Annotated in this window: 17 protein-coding genes; 5 read left to right on the top strand and 12 right to left on the bottom strand. The window is 61.3% G+C overall.

Annotated features, from left to right (window positions below):
- Window positions 1-126 precede the first annotated feature (126 nt).
- The 3 genes from SYN63AY4M2_RS10805 to SYN63AY4M2_RS10795 all read right to left on the bottom strand — a co-directional run bounded on the left by SYN63AY4M2_RS10805 (window position 127) and on the right by SYN63AY4M2_RS10795 (window position 3,263).
- Window positions 127-1,491: an MFS transporter gene (locus SYN63AY4M2_RS10805; protein ID WP_099812961.1), complete on the bottom strand. Its 1,365-nt coding sequence runs from the start codon at window positions 1,489-1,491 to the stop codon at window positions 127-129.
- An 83-nt stretch (window positions 1,492-1,574) separates the two neighbouring features.
- The gene (locus SYN63AY4M2_RS10800) at window positions 1,575-2,987 is read right to left on the bottom strand and encodes an aspartate ammonia-lyase (protein WP_041438484.1); all 1,413 of its coding nucleotides are present in this window, start codon (window positions 2,985-2,987) and stop codon (window positions 1,575-1,577) included.
- 9 nt (window positions 2,988-2,996) lie between these two features.
- On the bottom strand, window positions 2,997-3,263 hold the full coding sequence (locus SYN63AY4M2_RS10795; RefSeq protein ID WP_011430957.1) for a hypothetical protein: 267 nt from the start codon (window positions 3,261-3,263) through the stop codon (window positions 2,997-2,999).
- A 296-nt stretch (window positions 3,264-3,559) separates the two neighbouring features.
- Between SYN63AY4M2_RS10795 and infC the strand changes: the two genes are divergently transcribed.
- The 3 genes from infC to SYN63AY4M2_RS10780 all read left to right on the top strand — a co-directional run bounded on the left by infC (window position 3,560) and on the right by SYN63AY4M2_RS10780 (window position 6,655).
- Window positions 3,560-4,117 carry a translation initiation factor IF-3 gene (infC, locus tag SYN63AY4M2_RS10790; protein WP_011430958.1) on the top strand — a complete coding sequence of 186 codons (558 nt, stop codon included), beginning with the start codon at window positions 3,560-3,562 and terminating at the stop codon, window positions 4,115-4,117.
- A gap of 15 nt (window positions 4,118-4,132) precedes the next feature.
- Window positions 4,133-4,597: a thioredoxin-dependent thiol peroxidase gene (bcp, locus tag SYN63AY4M2_RS10785; RefSeq protein WP_011430959.1), complete on the top strand. Its 465-nt coding sequence runs from the start codon at window positions 4,133-4,135 to the stop codon at window positions 4,595-4,597.
- Window positions 4,598-4,723: 126 nt separating this feature from the next.
- Window positions 4,724-6,655, top strand: a complete 1,932-nt coding sequence (locus tag SYN63AY4M2_RS10780; RefSeq protein ID WP_011430960.1) for a serine/threonine-protein kinase — start codon at window positions 4,724-4,726, stop codon at window positions 6,653-6,655.
- A 51-nt stretch (window positions 6,656-6,706) separates the two neighbouring features.
- Here the strand turns inward: SYN63AY4M2_RS10780 and SYN63AY4M2_RS10775 are convergent, their stop codons facing one another.
- The 3 genes from SYN63AY4M2_RS10775 to SYN63AY4M2_RS10765 form a co-directional block, all read right to left on the bottom strand.
- Complete coding sequence (locus tag SYN63AY4M2_RS10775; RefSeq protein ID WP_240527342.1) at window positions 6,707-8,266, bottom strand: GTP-binding protein; 1,560 nt, start codon at window positions 8,264-8,266, stop codon at window positions 6,707-6,709.
- A 236-nt stretch (window positions 8,267-8,502) separates the two neighbouring features.
- Window positions 8,503-8,679 (bottom strand): hypothetical protein, encoded by a 177-nt coding sequence (locus SYN63AY4M2_RS10770; RefSeq protein WP_099812959.1) that lies wholly within the window; start codon window positions 8,677-8,679, stop codon window positions 8,503-8,505.
- Window positions 8,680-8,722: 43 nt separating this feature from the next.
- Window positions 8,723-9,115 (bottom strand): fasciclin domain-containing protein, encoded by a 393-nt coding sequence (locus SYN63AY4M2_RS10765; protein WP_228375274.1) that lies wholly within the window; start codon window positions 9,113-9,115, stop codon window positions 8,723-8,725.
- 311 nt (window positions 9,116-9,426) lie between these two features.
- Here SYN63AY4M2_RS10765 and SYN63AY4M2_RS10760 point away from each other — a divergent pair, with 311 nt between their 5' ends.
- Window positions 9,427-11,190: a phospholipase D-like domain-containing protein gene (locus SYN63AY4M2_RS10760; RefSeq protein WP_011430965.1), complete on the top strand. Its 1,764-nt coding sequence runs from the start codon at window positions 9,427-9,429 to the stop codon at window positions 11,188-11,190.
- Between the two features lie 9 nt (window positions 11,191-11,199).
- Here the strand turns inward: SYN63AY4M2_RS10760 and SYN63AY4M2_RS10755 are convergent, their stop codons facing one another.
- Window positions 11,200-12,183 carry an acetyl-CoA carboxylase carboxyltransferase subunit alpha gene (locus tag SYN63AY4M2_RS10755; RefSeq protein ID WP_099834808.1) on the bottom strand — a complete coding sequence of 328 codons (984 nt, stop codon included), beginning with the start codon at window positions 12,181-12,183 and terminating at the stop codon, window positions 11,200-11,202.
- 136 nt (window positions 12,184-12,319) lie between these two features.
- Between SYN63AY4M2_RS10755 and SYN63AY4M2_RS10750 the strand changes: the two genes are divergently transcribed.
- Window positions 12,320-12,871, top strand: coding sequence for a hypothetical protein (locus tag SYN63AY4M2_RS10750; RefSeq protein WP_143597411.1), 552 nt, complete (start codon window positions 12,320-12,322; stop codon window positions 12,869-12,871).
- On the opposite strand, the gene SYN63AY4M2_RS10745 is transcribed toward SYN63AY4M2_RS10750, so the two are convergent.
- From SYN63AY4M2_RS10745 to SYN63AY4M2_RS10725, 5 genes are all read right to left on the bottom strand, one after another.
- Window positions 12,847-13,329: a hypothetical protein gene (locus SYN63AY4M2_RS10745; RefSeq protein ID WP_099835800.1), complete on the bottom strand. Its 483-nt coding sequence runs from the start codon at window positions 13,327-13,329 to the stop codon at window positions 12,847-12,849. The two genes, SYN63AY4M2_RS10750 and SYN63AY4M2_RS10745, sit on opposite strands and share 25 nt — an antisense overlap.
- Window positions 13,330-13,332: 3 nt before the next feature.
- Window positions 13,333-16,104: a hybrid sensor histidine kinase/response regulator gene (locus tag SYN63AY4M2_RS10740; protein WP_011434294.1), complete on the bottom strand. Its 2,772-nt coding sequence runs from the start codon at window positions 16,102-16,104 to the stop codon at window positions 13,333-13,335.
- Window position 16,105: 1 nt separating this feature from the next.
- Complete coding sequence (locus SYN63AY4M2_RS13960) at window positions 16,106-18,343, bottom strand: methyl-accepting chemotaxis protein (RefSeq protein ID WP_099887373.1); 2,238 nt, start codon at window positions 18,341-18,343, stop codon at window positions 16,106-16,108.
- A gap of 48 nt (window positions 18,344-18,391) precedes the next feature.
- Window positions 18,392-18,841, bottom strand: coding sequence for a chemotaxis protein CheW (locus SYN63AY4M2_RS10730; RefSeq protein WP_240527341.1), 450 nt, complete (start codon window positions 18,839-18,841; stop codon window positions 18,392-18,394).
- Between the two features lie 206 nt (window positions 18,842-19,047).
- Window positions 19,048-19,422, bottom strand: a complete 375-nt coding sequence (locus SYN63AY4M2_RS10725) for a response regulator (protein ID WP_011430975.1) — start codon at window positions 19,420-19,422, stop codon at window positions 19,048-19,050.
- Between the last annotated feature and the right edge of the window lie 46 nt (window positions 19,423-19,468).

Genomic DNA, 19,468 nt, shown 5'->3' with positions numbered 1-19,468 from the left:
GTGTGGAGACACACCCCAAAATAATCCGCCGCTTCTCTCGGTTTTACATATCTAGCCATACCAAGCAGCCATACTGAACATACTGTACATTATTTTCAGTATAGTCCAGCGTATCATTGACTAGAGTCATGCTCCCGCTCGTCTTGCCTCCAATTCCCTTAGGATCTGCCGGTGGCGCTGCCGGGTGATGGGGTACAGCCACACCAGCAGGATCCCACCGATTAAAGCCACTGCCGGCAGGGGGCCGATGGCGAGGCGGATGGCCAGCAAGGCCAATTCTGGCTGGAGGGGTGGGGCCTCTCCGGCCACCGAAGGGATAAAGCCGGCCCAATCCAGAGCTTGTCCCACGAAAAACAGCCCTAGCGCCAGGCCCACCTTTTGCAAGAACACCATGAAGGCATAGAAGATCCCTTCCCGCCGCTCCCCAGTGTGCAGCTCGTCCAGGTCGATGACATCCGGCAGCATTGACCAAGGGCCAAGATACACTGTGGCGGAAACCCCGATCCCTGCCAACAGGGCTAGTGCAATCATGAGCCGCTCCTGGCCGGCCTGCAGGAAAAATAGGCCCGCCTGCGAGATGAGCCAAAACCCCGCCCCGATCAGGTACATGGCGCGCTTGCCCAGCCGAGCGCTCAGGCATGTCCAGGCAAACAGGGTCAGCACGGCAACACTCTGAACCGCCAACACCACCAGAGAAATCCACACCTCGGGCAGGCCCATCCAGAAGACGATGAAATAGGGGATGATCGTGGCTGTGAACTGAAAGGCCAGCCAAGAACACAGGTAGATGCCGCTGACAAACAGGTAGGGGCGATTGCTGAAGGCCACCCGCAGTTGCTGCAGCAGAGGCAGCGGATCCCGTTGGGATTGAAAACGTTCTCGTACTCCCCAAAAGCAGAGCAGCAGGGGCACAGCCGAGATGGCCCCAAAACAAGCCCCCGCCAGCAGATGGCCGGCAGCCCGATCCGGCAGCAGGTTAAACAGCAGCGGAAAGGTAACCACGGCAACCATGCTGCCCCCCACCGAGAAGGCAAAGCGAAATTGGTTGAGCCGGGTGCGCTCGTCGTAATCCTGGGTTAGCTCCGCCGTCAGGGAGGCGTAGGGGATGTTGGCGGCAGAATAAAAGGTGTTGAACAGCAGGGACACCGCCAGGTAGTAGGCGAAAAGGGGGCCCATCTGACCGGGAAAAGGGATCCACCACTGAGCTGCAAAAGTCAGGCCAAAGGGGATGGCCGAAAACAGCAGCCAGGGGCGGCGACGGCCCCAACGGCTGCGGGTGCGGTCGCTGAGGATGCCGATGATGGGATCGTTGACGGCATCCCAAAAGCGGGTGATGGCGTAGATGCTGCCGGCCAAGCCTGCCGCCATGCCGACGGTATTGGTGAGAAAGGGCAGCAGGAAAAAGATGAGGATATTGGCCGTCATGCCCGTGCCCAGATCCCCCACCCCATAGGCCAGCTTCGTCCGCAAGCTCAGTCGTTCTCCGGTCATGGCCTGCCTTGGCAAAGGAGAGTCTTACTTAGTCTAGGGGGAAGGGGCAGGCGAGAGGGCTAATTGCCCTTTTCGCGGAGGGGCTAAGAGCGCATCTGGCTCATCGCCTCCAGATTCAACGCCTTGGCCACCTGTTCCGGGCTCATCAAGTTGCGCTCCAACACGATCTGGCGGATGGGCTTGCCGGTTTCCAGGGAGATCTTAGCCACCTCTGCCGCCTGCAGGTAGCCAATGTAGGGATTGAGGGCAGTCACCAAAGCCAGCGTCCCCTCAGCATAGCTGCGGCAGCGATCCGCCTGGGCGGTGATGCCGCGGACGCAGCGCTCGGTAAAGACGCGCAGGCTGTTGTTGAGGATCTGCAAGCTATGCAGGAGGTTATAGGCAATCAGCGGCATCATCGCGTTGAGCTCAAATTGGCCTGCCTGGGCGGCGAGGAGAATGGCGGTGTCCAGGCCGATCACCTGAAAGCAGACCATGTTCAGCATCTCGGCCATCACCGGGTTGTACTTGCCGGGCATGATGGAGGAGCCGGGCTGTACCGGCGGCAGTTGGATCTCTTTGAGGCCAGTCTTGGGGCCGGAATCCATCAGGCGTAGGTCGTTGGCCATTTTGATGGCATCTTGGGCCAGGTTGCGCAGGGATCCCGACAGGTGCACAAAGGGGGCCATGCTCTGCATCGCCGCCATGGGATGGGGGGCCGGGGTAAGGGGCAACTGGGTGTACTCTGCCAGCCGTTGCACCACCTTTTGCCGGTACTGGGGATGGGTATTGAGGCCGGTGCCGACGGCGCTGCCCCCCAGCCCCAAGCTGCCCAGAGCCTGGCTGGCCTCCTCGATCCAGCGGCGGTGCTGGGCAAAGATGGCCGCATAGGCGCCGAAGCTATCTCCCAGCCTTATGGGGACAGCATCCTGCAAATGGGTGCGGCCCGCCTTGAGAATGCCGTGGAACTCCTGTGCTTTCTGCTCCAGCGCCGCCACCAGGTTGTCCAGCGTGCCCAAAAGATCCCGCCGCACCCGCAGCAGGGCCGCCAGGCGAATGGCGGTGGGGATGACGTCGTTGGTGGATTGGCCGTAGTTGACATGGTCGTTGGGGCTGACCCGCTCGTAGCGCCCCTTGGGCTCTCCCAGGATCTCCAGGGCGCGGTTGGCCAACACCTCATTGACGTTCATGTGGTGGGAGGTGCCCGCCCCGGCCTGGTACACATCCACCACAAACTGATCCCGCAGGGATCCCTGGAGGATCTCGTCTGCCGCTTGGACAATGGCCTTGGCCACGTCGGGGGGAATGCAGCCCAGCTCGCCGTTGACCTCCGCCGCCGCTTTTTTGATGAGCACGCAGGCCTCCACGTACTCCGGCAGCGGCTTGAGGCCGCTGATGGGAAAATTCTCCAGGGCGCGGGCGGTTTGGATGCCGTAGTACACCGACTGCGGCAGTTGCCGCTCCCCCATCGCGTCCCGCTCGCTGCGCACTTGCAGTGGGTCTGTCTCTGGAACCATGGCACAGCTCTAGCTGGCAGGTTTTTGGGAAGGTTCCTGTAGAGGTAGGGATCCCTTTTCCTGGAGAGCAGCCAACTGCTGGCTAATCCGCTCGTTGTTTTCCGCCAAGACGAGCACCATGGCCGCGCAGGCCAGATGAACTCCTGCCCGGAATTCGGCCGAGGCTTTGTACTGAGCCAGCGCCTCGCTATCTCCTTCTCGCGGGCTCAGGATCAGTTGCACCGACTTTTGGGCCAACTCTTTCAGTTCCCGTTCCGTTAAACCGAGCTGCACCACTTTTGCCCTCCCTGCTAACCGGAAAACAAGCCCCCCCCTGCCCTCTCACCGGCAGGAGCGCCACTTTGGTTATCCTACCGCGGTTGCTGCCCCAATCCAGCATCCTTCTTCCTTCCAGTGGGTCGGCGAACCCCTAGAAGAAAACAAAAAATGCCGGCTAGTATAGGTGCAGCATGCCTTGCCCTCCTGGCCGATAGACCACTTGGGGGTGCAAGTCCGTCGGCCAGCAAGGGCGCAAAAGAGGCTGCTATTCTCTGAGTACTACCATCTAGGTTGTTGTTCACAGAGAGGAAAACTTGTCCGTAGAACGTCCACTTGACCGCTTGCCCCGCAAGCAGCGCGCAGAGCTGCCGGCCATCAACGAGCGCATCCGCTTCCCCAAAATTCGCCTCATCGACACCGATGGCACCCAGTTGGGGATCATGAGCCCGCGCGAAGCCCTGCGCCTGGCCGAAGAAAAAGATCTGGACTTGGTCTTGGTCAGCGACAAGGCGGATCCTCCCGTCTGCCGCATCATGGACTACGGCAAGTTCAAGTTTGAGAAGGAGAAAAAAGAACGGGAGGCCCGCAAAAAACAACACACCGCCGAGATCAAGGAAGTGAAGTTTCGCTACAACATCGGCGAGCACGACTACCACGTCCGCCTGCGCAGCGCTCAGCAGTTTTTGGGGGATGGAGACAAGGTAAAAGCCACGGTGATGTTTCGCGGTCGCGAGGCCCAGCACGCCGAGTTGGGGGAAGAGTTGCTGCAGCGCTTGTTCAAAGACCTAGAAGGCGTGGCGGAAATGCAGCAGCCCCCCCAAAAGGAAGGGCGAAACATCACGATGATCCTCTCCCCCAAAAAATCCACCTGAGGAGGGATCCCGTCTATGGCTCTTGCTGTTGGGGATCCGGCGCCGGAGTTTACCCTGCCCGATGCCGAGGGCAATTTGGTCAGCCTGAGCCAGCTGCGGGGCCGGCGGGTGGTGCTCTACTTCTACCCGCGGGACAACACTCCCGGCTGCACCCGAGAAGCCTGTGGCTTTCGCGATGCCTACGCCGAGTATCAGGCGCACGGGATCCACGTCTTGGGGGTGAGCGCCGACGACGCCCGTTCCCACCAAAAGTTTGCCCAAAAACTGCAGCTTCCCTTTCCGCTGCTGGTGGACGAGGGGGCCAAGGTGGCCAGCGCCTACGGCGTCTATGGCCCGAAAAAGTTTATGGGCAAAGTCTATAACGGCATTCACCGCACCACCTTTGTCATCGATCCGGAGGGGAAGATCGAGGCCATCATCACCAAGGTCAAGGTGGAGGCTCACGCGGCGGAGCTGCTCAAGCAGTTAACCGGCTCCTAAGCTCTCTGTTGGGGGGTGCAGGGGGAGCAGCCCTGTCGGCAAAGGTGCCTAGGTGTCCAGCGTTCCCGTGCCGAGATTAGGACAAGAAGAGAGCGGGCAGGGGATATAACGATACAAGGTGCCGGTATGGATTCCCCTGGGGCCGTGTCCCGACGCACCCGTACCACCAAGTCGATTCACGACAGCTACCAAATTTTGGGTTTGGCCGGCCAAGGGCAGTATGGGCGCGTGTTCTGTGCCCGGCCCCGCCACGGGGGGGATCTGGTGGCCCTCAAGGAGCTGCCGGCAGAGCGCTTTCCCACCCCCAACCTGCTGCGGGAGCTGCGCTACCTGCTGACATTGAACCACCCCAACATCACCCGCTGCTACGCCCTCGAACATGCCCGTGAGGGGCGCTATTTGGTGTTGGAGTACTGCGAAGGGGGCACGCTGCGGGAGCTGATCGACCAGGTGGAGCGGGGGCTGTGGCTGCCGGTCAAGCAGGTTTTGGGCTTTGTGGATCAGATCTTGGCCGGCTTGGATCATGCCCATCGACAGGGGGTAATCCACTGCGATGTCAAGCCAGAGAATATCTTGCTCAAGCCCACGCCCCAGGGTTGGCAACTGAAGCTGACGGACTTTGGCATCGCTCGTCACCCCCAGCCTGCTCCCGGCGAGATCTCTGCCACCGGCTCCCCCGCCTACATGGCGCCAGAGCGGTTCTACGGCCAGTTCAGCCCCGCTTCTGACCTCTACGCGGTGGGGATCATCCTCCTGGAGCTGTTGACGGGCCGGCGACCCTTTTCCGGCTCCCCCAGCCAGTTGATGCACGCCCACCTCAACCAGCCGTTTGTCTGTCCGGAAGGGATCCCGGCCCCGCTGCAGGAACTGCTGGAGATCACGTTGCGCAAGTTGCCCCTGCGGCGGTTTCGCACCGCGGCCCAGATGCGTTCGGCCCTGGCAACCTTTGCCCGGGAGTGGCAGGAGCCAGCCGGTTGTTGGGTCGGCCCTCGCCTGTCCAGGCGGTCACCTCCCGGCCTGCAGGTCTGGGATCTGCCGGATCCGGGTTTTGTTGGCGAGGGCGGGAGGGAGTCCCTGCCTGAGCAAAAGTTCTGCATCTGTGAAGATCCGAGCGGCTCCCGATCCCCGCTGCTGCTGCGGGTAACCCCTCAGCGGCTGGAGTGGCTGGATCTGCAGACCCTTGCCTCAGGAGCGCCGCCTCTGGCCTGTTTCTCCTTGGCCGAACCGTTGCAGCAAGTGCTGCCCTTGCCGAGCTTCCCGGAGGCTTTGGCTTTTTCCAAAAGCAACCTTTTGCACCTGAGTCCCGCGCGCGTCCGTACCTTGCTGAGTTTTGCGGAGGATTGGCGAGCCACCTGGCTGGCGGAGCGGCAGGAGTTGGTCTGGGCCACTGCCAAAGAAATTGGGGCAGTGCAATGGCTGCCGGCTGGGCCAACCGTAGCTCAACCTTTTCCGGAGTTCCACTGCTACTTTCGCTGGCCTTGGCAGGTGCCAACGGGATCCCTGCTCCGCTTGCTGGCTCTCTCGGAGCATCTGGTGCTGTTGGCGGGATTGGGGCGGCAGTGGGTGGAAATGACTGTGTTGCCCTATCCGGCGGCCTGGCCTCCGCAGACGGGCTCCCAGCCGCTGCGCTATCGCCTACCCCTGGATCCCAGGGGGAGAGTGCTCAGCTTGGGGGAGCGGCTGCTTTTTGCCGGCGGGGATGGAGGAGGCCAGGGATGCTGCCCCCACCTTTGCTCGGTGCAGGTCAACCCGCTGCGGCTGCGCCGCTGGTTTTTGAAGGGGTGGCCCCTGCAAATGGCCAAGGCCCCTTGGGGCGTGCTGCTCCTGTGTCGCGAGGGGGAGGAGTTCTCTTCCCTCTGGCTGTATAGCGAGGGGGGGTATCCCTTGGCCCAGGTGGCCGTGCCCGTCGGATCCGAGGTGTTGCAGGTGGGGCAAAGGGGACTGGTCTGGCTGCAAGTGCCCAAGGCCGGGAAGCCGCAGCAATTTCAGCTTTGGCAGTTGGATCTCAACCAGTTGCCGGCGAATGGCCATGCCGCCGAGGGGGTTGCTTTGGGCTAGCGACGGGTTTTTTGCTTTTGAAATGGCCCTAGCTGAGCTTGGGCTGTTCGGCTAGCTGCTGGAGTGGGCTTGGCGAGCCAATTGCTTGAGAAAGGCCAGCGGATAACGGCTGTGAAGCTGCTGCTTGAGCCGCTCTTGCAGGAGCTCCTCTTGCCAGGGATCCCCCGATTGCAGCCACTCCAGGTAGCTCAGCCCCGCCACCCGCGTCAGATAGGCTCCGCTGGCCGCCTGCAGCGGGATCCCCATGAGCATCCAGGGACTGGCTTTGAGGGCAGAGCCCAGGGCCTGGGTGGCCAGCTCCAGTCCCCCAAGCTGCACGATCATTTGCGCCAGGCTGTGGGCCATTTGTTGAGCCTGCTGCAGGGTGATGCGGCGATCGAACACCTGATGCAGCTCCCCGATCATGCGCGCCTGGATGACCACCCCCGCCAGCATATCCAAAGCCGGAAGGGGAGTCACGGCCAGGGCAGCAGCGGTGGCCCACTGCATCCGCTCCACGATCTGGCGACCCTGGTGGTAGCGCTCTTCCCGCAGGGCCTGTTGGACGGCCTCGCTCAAGGTTTGGGTTTGCAACAGGGCGTTGGCCAGGCGCAGATGGGATCCCTTTTGCTGCAGCAGGCGGGCCATCTGCTGGACCAGGGCGCCTGTATCGGGGGGCTGCGGCTCCCAGGTTTCTTGTCTGGAGCCATCGGGGAAGCAGTAGCGAACCTTCAAGGGCTCCGGGTCGGCGGCAATGGCCACCACCTGCTCAGGGGGAATGACGCCGGCGGTGCGCTGGCGCAGGTGGGCCAAGATGATCTCCACCTCCTCCGGCAACATCTGATCCGTCTTGTTAAGGGCCAGGATGGTGGATTTCCCCAGCCGGGCCAGCTCGAGCAGCTCGGCATATTCTGAGGCCAGCAGATCCCCAGCCACCACCAAAATCAACAGATCCGCCTTCTGGGCCAGGGCGCGGGCCTCCGCCTCGCCGGCGCCGCCGATGGTCAGCAGGCCAGGGGTATCGGTGAGGGAGATGGGGCCACTCCAGCCCTCCAGTTGATAGGTGTGAATGGATCCCTGCTGGGTGGTGCCCAGGGTGGGAGCGGTTTCCCCCACAGGCTGCCCCAGCAGAGCGTTGATGAGAGAGGTTTTGCCGGCAGAAGCGGTGCCGAACACCACCAGGTGCAATTCTTCCTGGGCCAGCCGTCGATCGATCTCCCGCGCCTTGGCCTGCAAGGCGCGACGGCTAATGTCGTCCTGCAGCTTCTGGATAAGGCGATCGACATCCTGCAGATCTGCTTGCACCTGATCCCGCGTCAACTTAACCCGCCGCCGCGGCTTAGCCGCTGGGGTGGGATCCTGTTGCGGTCGGCGAACCTGTTGCCACCAATGGCGTGCCACCAGCCCTGCCGCCACTGTTCCGCCCAGGATGCCGGCCACCGCCAGATCCGCCAGCGGCACCGAATAGGGAGCCACAAAGCTGTAGATGCCCTCAACCCATTGCAGGTATTGGCTGAGAGCCGCCAAGCCCAGCCCCGTCAACAACCACAGCCAAGTGGAGCGCGACAACACCATGCCAACCCACAGCTTGCCCAAATGCCCAATCGGGAACAGATCCTGATCCCCAGGCAAACCCTGAAGATCTATCTAGTCTAGAGATCTGCAAAGGCGAGAGAAGCGTTCGCGAATTTAGGACGGCTGAACCCTCTCCGCTGGCAACCCCGGCGCAAGCGGGCTCCGCAGCCGCTTCTCTAGCATAGGGCTAGCTGTAGCTGGGCATACAGTTTTTGCAAGAAGCTTTGTTTAGGAACAGCTACCCACCGGCAAAACCAGAAGCTGAAGACAGAAAACGCCAATCGAGATCGCCCTCAGCCCAAGTGGCCAAAAAGGACAGGGATCCCTGGCAAAACCGCCGGCGGCTCCAGCGGCGCTGGCAAAAACTCGCCCCCCCGGTAGTCCAATAGCTGCACCAACAACAAATAGCCCACCCCCAGGGCAATGGCCAAAGCTCCCGTCATAATGGCTACCCACTTGGGCCGTTCCACGCTGGGCCTCCCAATCACTGCCGGATTAATAATGCCTGAAGCCTTAGCGAGGTGGGATCAAGACGGTGTCGATGACGTGGATGATGCCGTTGGCAGCTTGAATATCCGCGGTGATCACGTTGGCGTTGTTGATGCGAATCCGTCCGCCCTCAAGAAGGGTGACAGTGACAGGGGATCCCTGCAAAGTCGTCACCTGCTGGCCGGATCTGAGGGCGCTGGAGGGGGCCAAGCCGGGAACCACGTGGTAGGTGAGAATGCGCACCAGCTCTGCCCGGTTCTCAGGCCGCAGCAAGGCTTCCACCGTGCCAGGGGGCAAAGCGGCAAAGGCAGCATTGGTGGGAGCAAAGACCGTGAAGGGGCCTTCTTGCTGCAAAGCCCCCACCAAGCCCGCTGCCTGCAGGGCCGTCACCAAGGAAGTTAGGGTTAGCAGCGGCAACGGCGACGATATTGGGCAGCGGCGTAGGGCTGGGAGAGAGAGTCGGAGTGGGCGTCGGCAGGGCAATGGCTGTATCGTTGCTGGAACTGTCACAACCGACCAAGGCCAAGCAGGTGGCCGCCGTCAGTCCAAGGGTGAGGGCTTTGCGATTCATAACAAAAGTTAATAACTCAAAACATTCGTCTCCATCTTAGGGTCAAAAGCCGTTCTCGCACGGGTGGCCCTAGAGCAGAGCAGGGGTCACTTTTGCGTAGAAGTGGCTACGGTAAAGTTCGGTATTCTGGGTGTGGTTGCTGGAGGGGAGAAAGGGGATGAACGGGATCGGGATCCCATCTTGGCGGCGGCAACTGCGTCGTTGGCTGCCCTGGGCTGCCCTGCTGCTGCTCCTGGTGGCCATTGGCTACTGGGTGGGCCCCCGACCTCGGCCTTATCCCCAAGAGCCAGAGCTGCCCACCCTGGCCCCTCTGCCGCAGCACCCCCGCATCCGGGTGGCGTTCAACCAAAGCCGCGAGAGCACCTATCGGGATCCCTATCGCCAGGTCTATCGCTACGGCTACAACCTGGAGGAGCTGATCCTCTCCCAGATCCGCTCCGCCCAGCAGTCGCTGGATGTGGCGGTGCAAGAGTTGAACCTGCCCCTGATTGCCCAGGCCCTGGCCGAGCGGCGCCAGGCCGGGATCCCGGTGCGGGTGATTACCGAAAATACCTATGTGCGGGCCTGGCACCAGCTCACCCCTGACCAAGTGCGGGCGTTGGACGAGCGCAGCCGCCGCAAGTACGAGGAGTACCGCAACTTGGTGGATGTGAACCGGGATGGGCGCCTCTCCCCAGAAGAGATCGCCACGCGGGATGTCTATGCCCTGCTCGATGGGGGGCAGGTGCCCTGGCTGGACGACACCGCCGACGGCTCCAAGGGCAGCGGCCTGATGCACCACAAGTTTGTGATTATCGACGGGCAGCGGGTGCTGACCGGATCGGCCAATTTTACCCTCTCCGATATCCACGGGGATTTCGATGCCCCCGGCAGTGTGGGCAACGCCAACCACCTGCTGCTGCTGGATAGCCCCGAGCTGGCTCGCCTCTACACCGAGGAGTTCAACCTCATGTGGGGAGATGGGCCGGGAGGGTTGCCCGACAGCCGCTTCGGGGTGCAAAAGCTCAAGCGTCCCCTGGAGACGGTTTACCTTGGCGATGCCATCGTGGGGGTACATTTTTCTCCCAGCAGCCGCTCCCTGCCCTACGAGGCCACTTCCAACGGCATCATCGCGGCCACCCTGGCCCAAGCGCAGCAGCAGGTGGATCTGGCCCTGTTCGTCTTTACGGACTCAGGCATTGCCAACCAGCTCAGGCAACTGCGCCAGGAGCGCAACGTGCTGATCCGCGGCGTGTTCGATCCCGGCTTTGCCTTTCGCGACTACAGCCGCACCCTGGAGATGTGGGGGCTGCTGCTCCCGGACGAAAACTGCCGGGTGGACGCGGCCCGCCTGCCTTGGACAGTGCCCGCTTCATCCGTGGGCGTGCCCAACCTCGCCCCGGGAGACAAGCTGCACCACAAGTTCGCCATCGTCGATCCCGGCACTCCTCAGGCCACGGTGATCACCGGATCCCACAACTGGTCAATGGCGGCCAACCACATCAACGACGAAAACCTTTTGATCATCCGTAATGAGCGGGTGGTGGATCACTTTGTGCGCGAGTTCGAGCGGCTCATTGCCGAGGCCCGCTTTGGCCCCAGCCGCCGCCTGCAGCAACAGGCGGAAGAGAGAGCCCGCCTCTGCCCCAGCCCTGTCCCCGTCGCCCTCTCCTCATCTGAAGCAGAGCCGGAGCTGCTGGAAGTCGAGGTGATCTCCGTTCCTGACAGGGGATCCCCTTCCCAGCCGGCTACCCCGCAAGCTTCCCGCGTGAACTTAAACACCGCCACCGCAGCAGAGCTGCAGCAGTTGCCCGGCATTGGCCCGGCCCTGGCGCAGCGCATCATCGAGGCCCGTCCCTTTTCCTCCTTGGAAGATCTACAGCGGGTCAAGGGCATCGGGCCGGCCCGGATTGAGCAACTGCGGGATCGGGTCACCTGGTAGGGATCCGGTCTAGCTCTCTTGAGCCAGCTCCAGAAAGGCCCCCATGCGGCGAAACTTCTGGTAGCGCTCCTCCCGCAGCTCCCGCCCGCTCAGAGCAGATAGCTCCTTGAGATGCCGCAGGAGAGCTTCTTTCAGCGTCTGGGCAGCTTCCAGGGGGGCGCGGTGGGTGCCGCCAACCGGCTCCGGCAAGATCTCGTCAATGACCTCTAGCTGCAGCAGGTCTTGGGCGGTAATGCGCAGGGCTGCCGCTGCTTGCGGCGCTTTCTTGGCATCTTTCCAAAGGATGGCCGCACAGCCTTCCGGCGAGATCACCGAATAGACGGCGTGCTCAAACATCAAGATGCGATCCCCAATGCCAATGGCCAAAGCCCCCCCGGATCCCCCTTCGCCGATGACGGTGCAGATGATGGGGATCTCCAGCCGAAACAGGGTCTGCAGGTTGGTGGCGATCGCTTCCCCCTGGCCCTCGGCTTCTGCCTTAACCCCTGGGTAGGCCCCCGGCGTGTCGATAAAGGTCAATAGGGGCAGGCCGAAGCGGTGGGCATGTTCCATCAGCCGCAGGGCTTTGCGGTAGCCGGCGGGGTTGGGCATGCCGAAGTTGCGGTGGATGTTGTCTTTGGTGTCGCGGCCTTTTTGGTGGCCGAGGATCATCACCGGCTGATCCCCCAGTTTGGCCAGGCCGCCGACGATGGCCGGATCGTCTTGGCCGTGGCGATCCCCGTGCAGCTCAAACCAGTCGTCGCAGATGGTCTGGACGTAGTCCAAGGTGGTGGGGCGGCGGGGATGGCGGGCCACCTGCAGCCGTTCTACGGGGGTGAGCTGGCTGAAGATCTCGCGGCGCAGCTCTTCGGCTTTGGCCTCTAGTTGGCGAATCTGCTCAGAGGCGTCGATGTCGTTTTCTTCGGCCAAGGCGCGAATTTCCTGGATGCGCTGTTCGAGGGCGGCAACAGGCTGCTCAAACTCCAGCAGTAGGCGGTCGTTGGACTTGGTCATGACCGGTTGGCTAAATTTCGGGAGCGTGCTGTGACCGGCAGAGGCTGCACAGATTTCGGGGTCAGGCTTTGATCTTCTCACATGTAGATCCCGTAGGCTAGAGGGAGCAATCCCCCTACTGCCCAAGAGGGATCCCTTGTCTGCTTCTGTCTCTTCTCCCCCTTCACCCCTTCCCCCCTGGCTGCGCTGGGGGCTAGTGGGATCCGTCGTCTTGGCTATCGGGGTGGGAGCCTTTTGGCACTACGGGCGGCCTGAGCGACAAATCCGCGTCCACACGGAGAAATTGCTGCGGGCGGTGGAGCAGCGCAACTGGGATCAGGTGGAGATGCTGGTCTCTGAGGCCTATAGCGATGGTTGGGGCCTGGATAAGCAGCGGGCGCTGGCCTACAGCCGCGAGATCTTCGGGCAATTTTTTCGCTTGCGCTTCCAACCCCAAGCGCTGCAGGTGCAGCTCGACCTAGGGGATCCCAGTCGCCAAGGACAGGCCACTCTCTGGTTTGTGATCGAGGGATCCGGCGGCCCCTTAGCCAACCTGACGCGGGATCAGGTGAACGCCTTGGAGCAACCCTTCCGATTGAATTGGCAGCGACGGGGTGGGGAGCCCTTTCGCTGGGAGCTAACCCGCGTGGAGAATCCAGAACTGCAACTGCCCCCTCTCCCCGCTCAAGAACAGACAGGCCAGAGATGAGGGTCGAACACCAACAGGGGGAGCTGGCCTTCGGCTGGCGGGATCCACTGCACAATACCCCTTTGGCGGGCCTGAGCTGCATAGCGGCTGGGGAGAGGCTGCAACTGGGAGGATGTCAGGCGGCGCAGGAGGGGCTGAGTGGGAATGGGCAGAGCCCCTGTTTCTGGGTTGTCGATCTGGTCGGACAATCCGTCCTCAGAACTGCCTGGCTGCAACAGAATAACCCCTTCCGGTTGAAAAGGGATCCCTCGGCCCAGCAACAAACGACCGGTATCCAAAAGCTGGGGGCCGCCCTCCTGAGCAAGCTGAAACTCTGCCCAGCTAAAAACTCGCCGCGCCCGATCAACAGGGAGGCCGAAGCAGTAGGAGCCCAGTTGGAAAGTAATCAAGGTCTGCCGGTTTCTCAGTTGTTCTTGCCGAGCCAGACGACGCAGGCGCAGAGGGGAAAGCAGGGGCATGGACTACCTCGCCATCAAAACGCCGGTGGAAGGTGCCGAAGAGGCTGGTTGCAGCAGTTGCCGCAGCTTTTGGATCAGCTCCTGTTCCTGGAAGGGCTTGGAGAGGTAGGCGCTGGCTCCCAGCCGCTGGGCCAGTTGGCGGTGTTTCTCGCCACTGCGGGAGGTGAGCATGACCACGGGAAGCTGGTCATACAGGGGGTGGGCACGAATCTGGGCCAGCAAGCCAAAGCCATCCAGCCGCGGCATTTCAATGTCGGTAATCACCGCTCGGATGGGAATTCCTCTCTGCAAGTGCTCGAGGGCCTCTTGTCCGTCGCGAGCCTGTTCAACCCGGAACCCTGCTCTTTCTAGGGTCATGGCCAAGAAGCGGCGCACGTTGACCGAATCTTCCACCACCAGCAGGGTGGGCTGGGCGGCAAACCTGGGCTGGGGAAGGGGATCCCTTGCCGACTGACAGGGCTGATCCCGCTGGGCGAGCAGCCAGCTCAAGAGGGCAGGCGGATCCACGAAAAGAGCGATTCGCCCATCGGCCAAAACCGTACAGCCGGAGAATCCCGACGGCAGAGGCAGACCTCCCTCCACCGGGCGCAGAGTTACCTCTTGCTCCCGCCAAAAGCGATCCACCAACAGGCCATAGGGCCGGTTGTCTTCTACCACCAGCAGCACCACAGGTCGGTCGAGAAGGGGGGTCTCGTCAATTTCCCGGCGAGGCTGCCAGCGCGCGAAGCGAAACCAGTGACCCACAGGAATTAAAGGGATCTGCTCCCCTTCCCAGAGAAAGGAATCGGCAGGCAACTGCGGGGGGATAAGCAATTCTTCCACTGCGTTGGCCGGAAAAGCCAACATCAACCCCTGGCATTCTGTCAGCAGCACGCGGGTGACGCTCAAAGAAACGGGCAGAGTGAGGGTAAACAGCGTGCCCCGTCCCGGCCAAGATTCCACCTGCACCTGGCCGCCAATTCGTTGCAGGTTGGTGCGTACCACGTCTAGACCCACTCCCCGTCCAGATAGCTCGCTGACTCGCTCGGCGGTGCTGAAGCCCGGCTGGAAGATCAACTCCAGCAGCTCCTGGGAGCTGGCCTCAGCCAGGTCGGCAGCGGAAAACCCTATCTGCAAGGCGCGGGCCCGGATTTTATCCAGACAGATCCCTGCCCCATCGTCTCGCACCGTGATCAGAGTGCGGTTGCCCCGTTGGCTGGCGGCAATTTCGATGAGGCCCTTGGCCGGCTTGCCCTGGGCCAGGCGGGTGTCTGGAGCCTCGATGCCGTGGTCAAAGGCGTTGCGCACCAAGTGCAACAAGGGATCCGCCAAGGCCTCCAAAATCGAGCGCTCGATTAGGGTGGATCCCCCCAAGACCCGCAGCTCCACGGGCTTGCCATGGGCTAAGCTCAGCTCCCGCAGCGCTCTGGGGAAGCGATCCGTCAAATCCGATAGAGGCTGCATGCGCACCTGGTCGAGACGGGTTTGCATTTGCCTGGAGAGGCGGCTGAGCTGGCGGGCGCTGCCTTCGGTCTCCTGCAGGGTGGTGTCGATATCGTGGGTTACCTCATCAATTTGCACAACGGTTTCCATCACCTCTTGGGTCAGCAGGTGCATCTCTCCATAGCGATCCATCTCCAAGAGGTCAAAGGTATCGGCCAAGGTCAGGCCGGGATCCCCTTCTTTTTTCAAGAGCACAGAAGCAGGCACGGTGGCAGCGACGCGGTCGTAGCTGCTGCGCAGGCGGCTGTTGGTTTCTTCTAGAGTGCGAACCCGCCGTTTGAACAAGCTGACCAGCTCCCGCAGCCGTTGCAGGCGACTGTTTAAGCGGTTGCGCTCCCCTATGAGCTCTCCCAACAGCTCCCCCAACTGTTCCAGAGGGCGAGCCGGCACCCGTAGCATCTCGGCAGCGCTTTTGGCCCCGGCTGGAATCGAATCCGGCAGCTCGGTGGCTCCTGCCATTGCAGGGGGAGGGGCTTCTGGCGGGGGGGAAACTGGAGGCTCTGCCGGATCCCAGGAGCTGGGGAGAAGAGCGACCTGACCGACCAGCACCAGGGCCTGCGAGCGTCGCCAAGCTTGTAAAGCCGCCTGAGCAACGGGCAACACCTGCTCCTTGGCATTTGGCGGCAGCGTCTCCAGAGCTTGGACTACTGAGCCGCACAGGGTGGCAAAGGCAGGCAGATCCAACATTTCCCCCAACGCCCCCAGCTCTTGGGCAGCAATGAGAAACTCCTCCCGCAAACAGGGCTGCTCGGGGTGGGCCAGCACACCTTCCAACCGCTGCAGACAGGCCTCCACCTCGGTTGCAAACAGCAGCACCCGCATATCGCCCCCGGCCTCTGCTGCCAGGACTTGGACGTTGTCCTCAGGCTGCAACTCTCCCAACTGCTCTCGCAATTGATCGAAAAGAGGCTGCACCCGCTCTGCCAGCCAAGATTCGTCCAAAAGCCGCTGCTGGCGGTGCTGCTGGGCTATTTGGCGCATGCAATCCAACGCCGCCAAGAGGTTGCGCTCCACTGCGGGGTCGGCTTTTTGGGGATCCACCTGCAAGATCTTGAAACCATCTTCCAGGCGATGGGCCAAGTCGCTAAGCACCGGAAAGCCCATCATGGCCGCCCCGCCCTTGATGGAATGAGCAGCCCGCAGCAAGCGATCCAAACGGGGGCGATCCAAACTCTGGGATCCCAGGCCCAACACCCCTGCCTCCAGGGTGTCGAGGTAAGCCTGGGCTTCGTCCAAAAACTGCAGCCTAACCTGCCACTCGCGTGGGTCGAGGGAAGTGGGATTCGGCCCTATGCTAAACCGCCTCCCCCACCTTGAAGGTGGACACAGAAGTCTGCAACTGACGGGCAACCGCCACCGTAGCCTGGAGAGAGTTGGCCACCTGCTGCGAGGCTGCCGCCGTCTGGGCGGCAATGTTGGCGATTTGCTGCATCAACTGGCGCACCGTTTGAGATGCATCTGCCTGGGCATCGGTGGAGCGGGCAATGGCCTGAAAGAGCTGGTTCACCTGCCGCGAGACTTCCACAATTTGTCCCAGGCTCTGCTTGGCTGCTTCCACCAAGCGGGTTCCCTCCACCACCTGGCCGGTGCTGGTTTCCATCGCCTGTACCACCTCGCCGGTTTCCCGTTGGATCCCTTCCACAATGCGCTCGATCTCGCGGGTGGCTTCTGCCGACTGGGCCGCCAGTGCCCCGACTTCCTCGGCGACCACCGCAAAACCTCGCCCTTCTTCGCCGGCACGGGCTGCCTCGATACTGGCGTTCACCGCCAAGAGGTTGGTTTTCAGCGCAATCTGGTTGATCAAGGACACCACCTTGGAAATCTGCTGGGAAGATTCCCCCAGCCGCTTCACCTTCTTGGCCGTTTCGGCCACCGTTTCCCGCAGTTGCAGGATGTTTTGCACTGTGCGATCCATAGTCAAGCTGCTGTTGATGGCCGTGGCGGCGGCAGATTCGGCAACGGTGGCGGCCTGTTGGGCTTTATCGGCTACCTCCTCGATTGAGAGCGTCATTTGCTCGACAGAGCGCAAGGTCTCTTCGATTTGGGTGGCCTGTCGGAGAGCGGCTTCGGCCAACTCGCGAATGGCTGCCTCGTCACGACCAATCGATTGGTTGACTTGACCGGCGGCCTGCTGCACTTGAATCACGATGTCGCGCAAGCTCTCGATAATGACGTTGAAAAAGTCCGCCATGATGCCAACTTGTCGGGCTGTTAGCTGCGCCCGCACCGTGAGATCCCCCCGCGAGGCTTCTTTGACCTCGCTGATAAGCTGCAGCAGCTCTCTTTGCAGCGCTTCCGACCGCTTCCGTTCCTGGGCGGCCACGGCTTTTTGCTCCAGCGCCCCCAGGTTACCCAAAGCTTGACCCAGGCGGTTGGCCAGCTCTGCCAAGGTTTTCTGTTCTTCGTCAGACCAGCTCTGGCTTTGGGCGCGGCCTATTGCCAAAAAACCGTAAAGCTCATCGCCACGCACCACCGGCGCTATCATCTCGGCTTTCAGTTGGGCTGTGGCCAGCCTCTGCAGGTAGTCGGCGCCCAGATCTGGCCTAGGCACCGGGCCAAAAGCGTAAACTTGCCCGCCGTGGAGAGCCTGCTGGATCGGAGCCGGGATCCTGCGGAGGAGGGTGCCCAAGGTGTCGGGCAGGCGGCTGTCGTGAGATTCAGCGATAACCTGCGCCTCTTCGGGAGCGGTCAAGCGATAGAAGGCCACTCGTTCGGCATCGAAGCGCTGGCGCATCTCGCCCAACAAGTCAGTTAGGGGATCGATCAGCTCTTGCTCTTGGCGAATCCGGGCAATATCGGCAAACCGCTGGGCCAGTCGGGTGTCGGAAACTTGTCGCTCGTAGGTGGCGTTGCGTTCCCGCACAAAGTTGCGCACCAGGATCAAAATGATCCCCCAGCTCAGCAGCAGAATCGGGAAGCTGATGCCGGAAAAGATCAAAGCCTGCAGCAGCTCTTGCTCGTAAAGCTGGACGCTGGCCTGAATGTTGCTGCGAATGGCCTCCAGGGTTTGGTTGATCCCTTCGGCGTAGATGCGCTTTTGCTCTTCGTACTCAGGGCTGTGCAGCAAGTTGAAAGCCCGTTCCTGCTCGCCGGCCCGAATCAGATCAAAAGCCTGCACTTCCCACTCCACCAGCTTGATGTTGGCTGCTGTGGTTTTGGCTGCATAGGCTTCGTAAGAGGCGGGATCCAATTGCTGAATCTCCGCCAGCACCTCATCCAACTGAGGGACATGGATGTTGTAGCGCTCTTCCCAGGACAGATCCCCGCTGGCAGCGGCCATGCGGGCAGACATGGTCAAGACTTCATCCAAATAGATCACCTGATCGCTCAGGTTTTGCAGGGTGAACTGCCGCGAGATCGCCGGCTCGAACTCGAAATAGGTGCGGGCTACGCTGCCGGCAGAGACGGCAAACAGCAGGGAGCTGATGCCCAGAGGAAAACTGATTGCCAGGGCCAGGCGGGATCCCGCGACTTTGCGTTGGGGCCGGGAAGATGGAGCAGGCCTGAGAAAGAGGGGACGGAAGGAAACCATAGAATTTTGCCTTTAAGTGAGGGTAAGTCGGGGAAAAGGTCGCCAAGATCAAGGGTTTGCCGAGGAATCAACTGAGTTGAGCTTTTGGACAATGGCAAGAGGGTCGAGCACCCAGAGAGGCTCATCCCCTTCCAACACCAGCCCTTTGCAAGAGTCGTAGAAGTTCTCCAGTCGAAAGTTGTTTTGTGCTGCCTGGGCTTTTGTTAAGGGTTGGATCTCCTCGGCGGGCACTCGAGCTACTCCTTTCACGTGTTGGGTTGCCAGGCCCAAGCCTGTTCGCACTGGCGATGCAGAGCCCCCAAATTCTGGGCGCATCACCACCAAGTGGTGTTCGGGCTGCCCAAAGTCCAAGGGCTCTAGGCCGAGAAATTGCGGCAGATCCAGTCCCCAGAGAATGCGATTGCGATAGTTGAACAAGCCCAGCACCCATGCGGGCTGGTTGGGGAGAAGGGTAAAGTGGTGCGGGCCAACAATTAGAGCTTCCTGGGCAAATGCCATGGGCAAAAGGGCCCGACAGTCTACCCCCAACTGTAGATGTAAGTACAGCTCGCCGGTACGGGTAGAAGTAGGGCTGTGTGGGGAGAAAGCTACCGCCATTGCCGTTCTCGCTCTGCCAATTCTAAGACATCTCCTAAGAACAATTCGTGATAATCACAGGGATCCTAACTGGAGGCGCAGCTCAGCAAGGACAGGAGTGGCAAAAATCATGAGCTCGCGCTGAGCACTACTGATTTCACGGCCCGCAAAATGTCTTCGCGGGTAAAAGGCTTGGTCAGATAAAGATCGATCCCTTGCTTCATGCCCCAGAGTTTGTCCAGCTCTTGATTTTTAGAAGTACAGGCCACAACGGGCAACTTTTGGGTTTCCGGGTTTTTCTTGATTTGGCGGCACAATTCCAGCCCGCTCATGCCTTCCATGACCAAGTCCGTCAGCACCACATCGGGTTTGTCGTTGCGGATCTGCTGCAATGCCTCTTGGGCGTTGGCCACCGCTACCACCTGATAGCCTTCTGAGCGGAGGTAATCGCTGATGAGCTGTCGCTCCGAGGCCACATCTTCCACCACAAGAACTTTCACCATGATCGACATCTCCTTACCTCTTTTTCGACGAACCTTTAGAGGGATC

The organism is Synechococcus sp. 63AY4M2, from assembly GCF_002760475.1.
Classification (GTDB): Bacteria; Cyanobacteriota; Cyanobacteriia; order Thermostichales; family Thermostichaceae; genus Thermostichus.
This window is presented reverse-complemented; position numbering and strand designations above follow the sequence as displayed.

Bases quoted from the DNA above. Each gene is read 5' to 3' on its own strand.
- SYN63AY4M2_RS10805 (WP_099812961.1), bottom strand. From the start codon at position 1,491: ATGACCGGAGAACGACTGAGCTTGCGGACGAAGCTGGCCTATGGGGTG.
- SYN63AY4M2_RS10800 (WP_041438484.1), bottom strand. From the start codon at position 2,987: ATGGTTCCAGAGACAGACCCACTGCAAGTGCGCAGCGAGCGGGACGCG.
- bcp (WP_011430959.1), top strand. From the start codon at position 4,133: ATGGCTCTTGCTGTTGGGGATCCGGCGCCGGAGTTTACCCTGCCCGAT.
- SYN63AY4M2_RS10780 (WP_011430960.1), top strand. From the start codon at position 4,724: ATGGATTCCCCTGGGGCCGTGTCCCGACGCACCCGTACCACCAAGTCG.
- SYN63AY4M2_RS10760 (WP_011430965.1), top strand. From the start codon at position 9,427: ATGAACGGGATCGGGATCCCATCTTGGCGGCGGCAACTGCGTCGTTGG.
- SYN63AY4M2_RS10755 (WP_099834808.1), bottom strand. From the start codon at position 12,183: ATGACCAAGTCCAACGACCGCCTACTGCTGGAGTTTGAGCAGCCTGTT.
- SYN63AY4M2_RS10745 (WP_099835800.1), bottom strand. From the start codon at position 13,329: ATGCCCCTGCTTTCCCCTCTGCGCCTGCGTCGTCTGGCTCGGCAAGAA.
- SYN63AY4M2_RS13960 (WP_099887373.1), bottom strand. From the start codon at position 18,343: ATGGTTTCCTTCCGTCCCCTCTTTCTCAGGCCTGCTCCATCTTCCCGG.
- SYN63AY4M2_RS10730 (WP_240527341.1), bottom strand. From the start codon at position 18,841: ATGGCATTTGCCCAGGAAGCTCTAATTGTTGGCCCGCACCACTTTACC.
- SYN63AY4M2_RS10725 (WP_011430975.1), bottom strand. From the start codon at position 19,422: ATGGTGAAAGTTCTTGTGGTGGAAGATGTGGCCTCGGAGCGACAGCTC.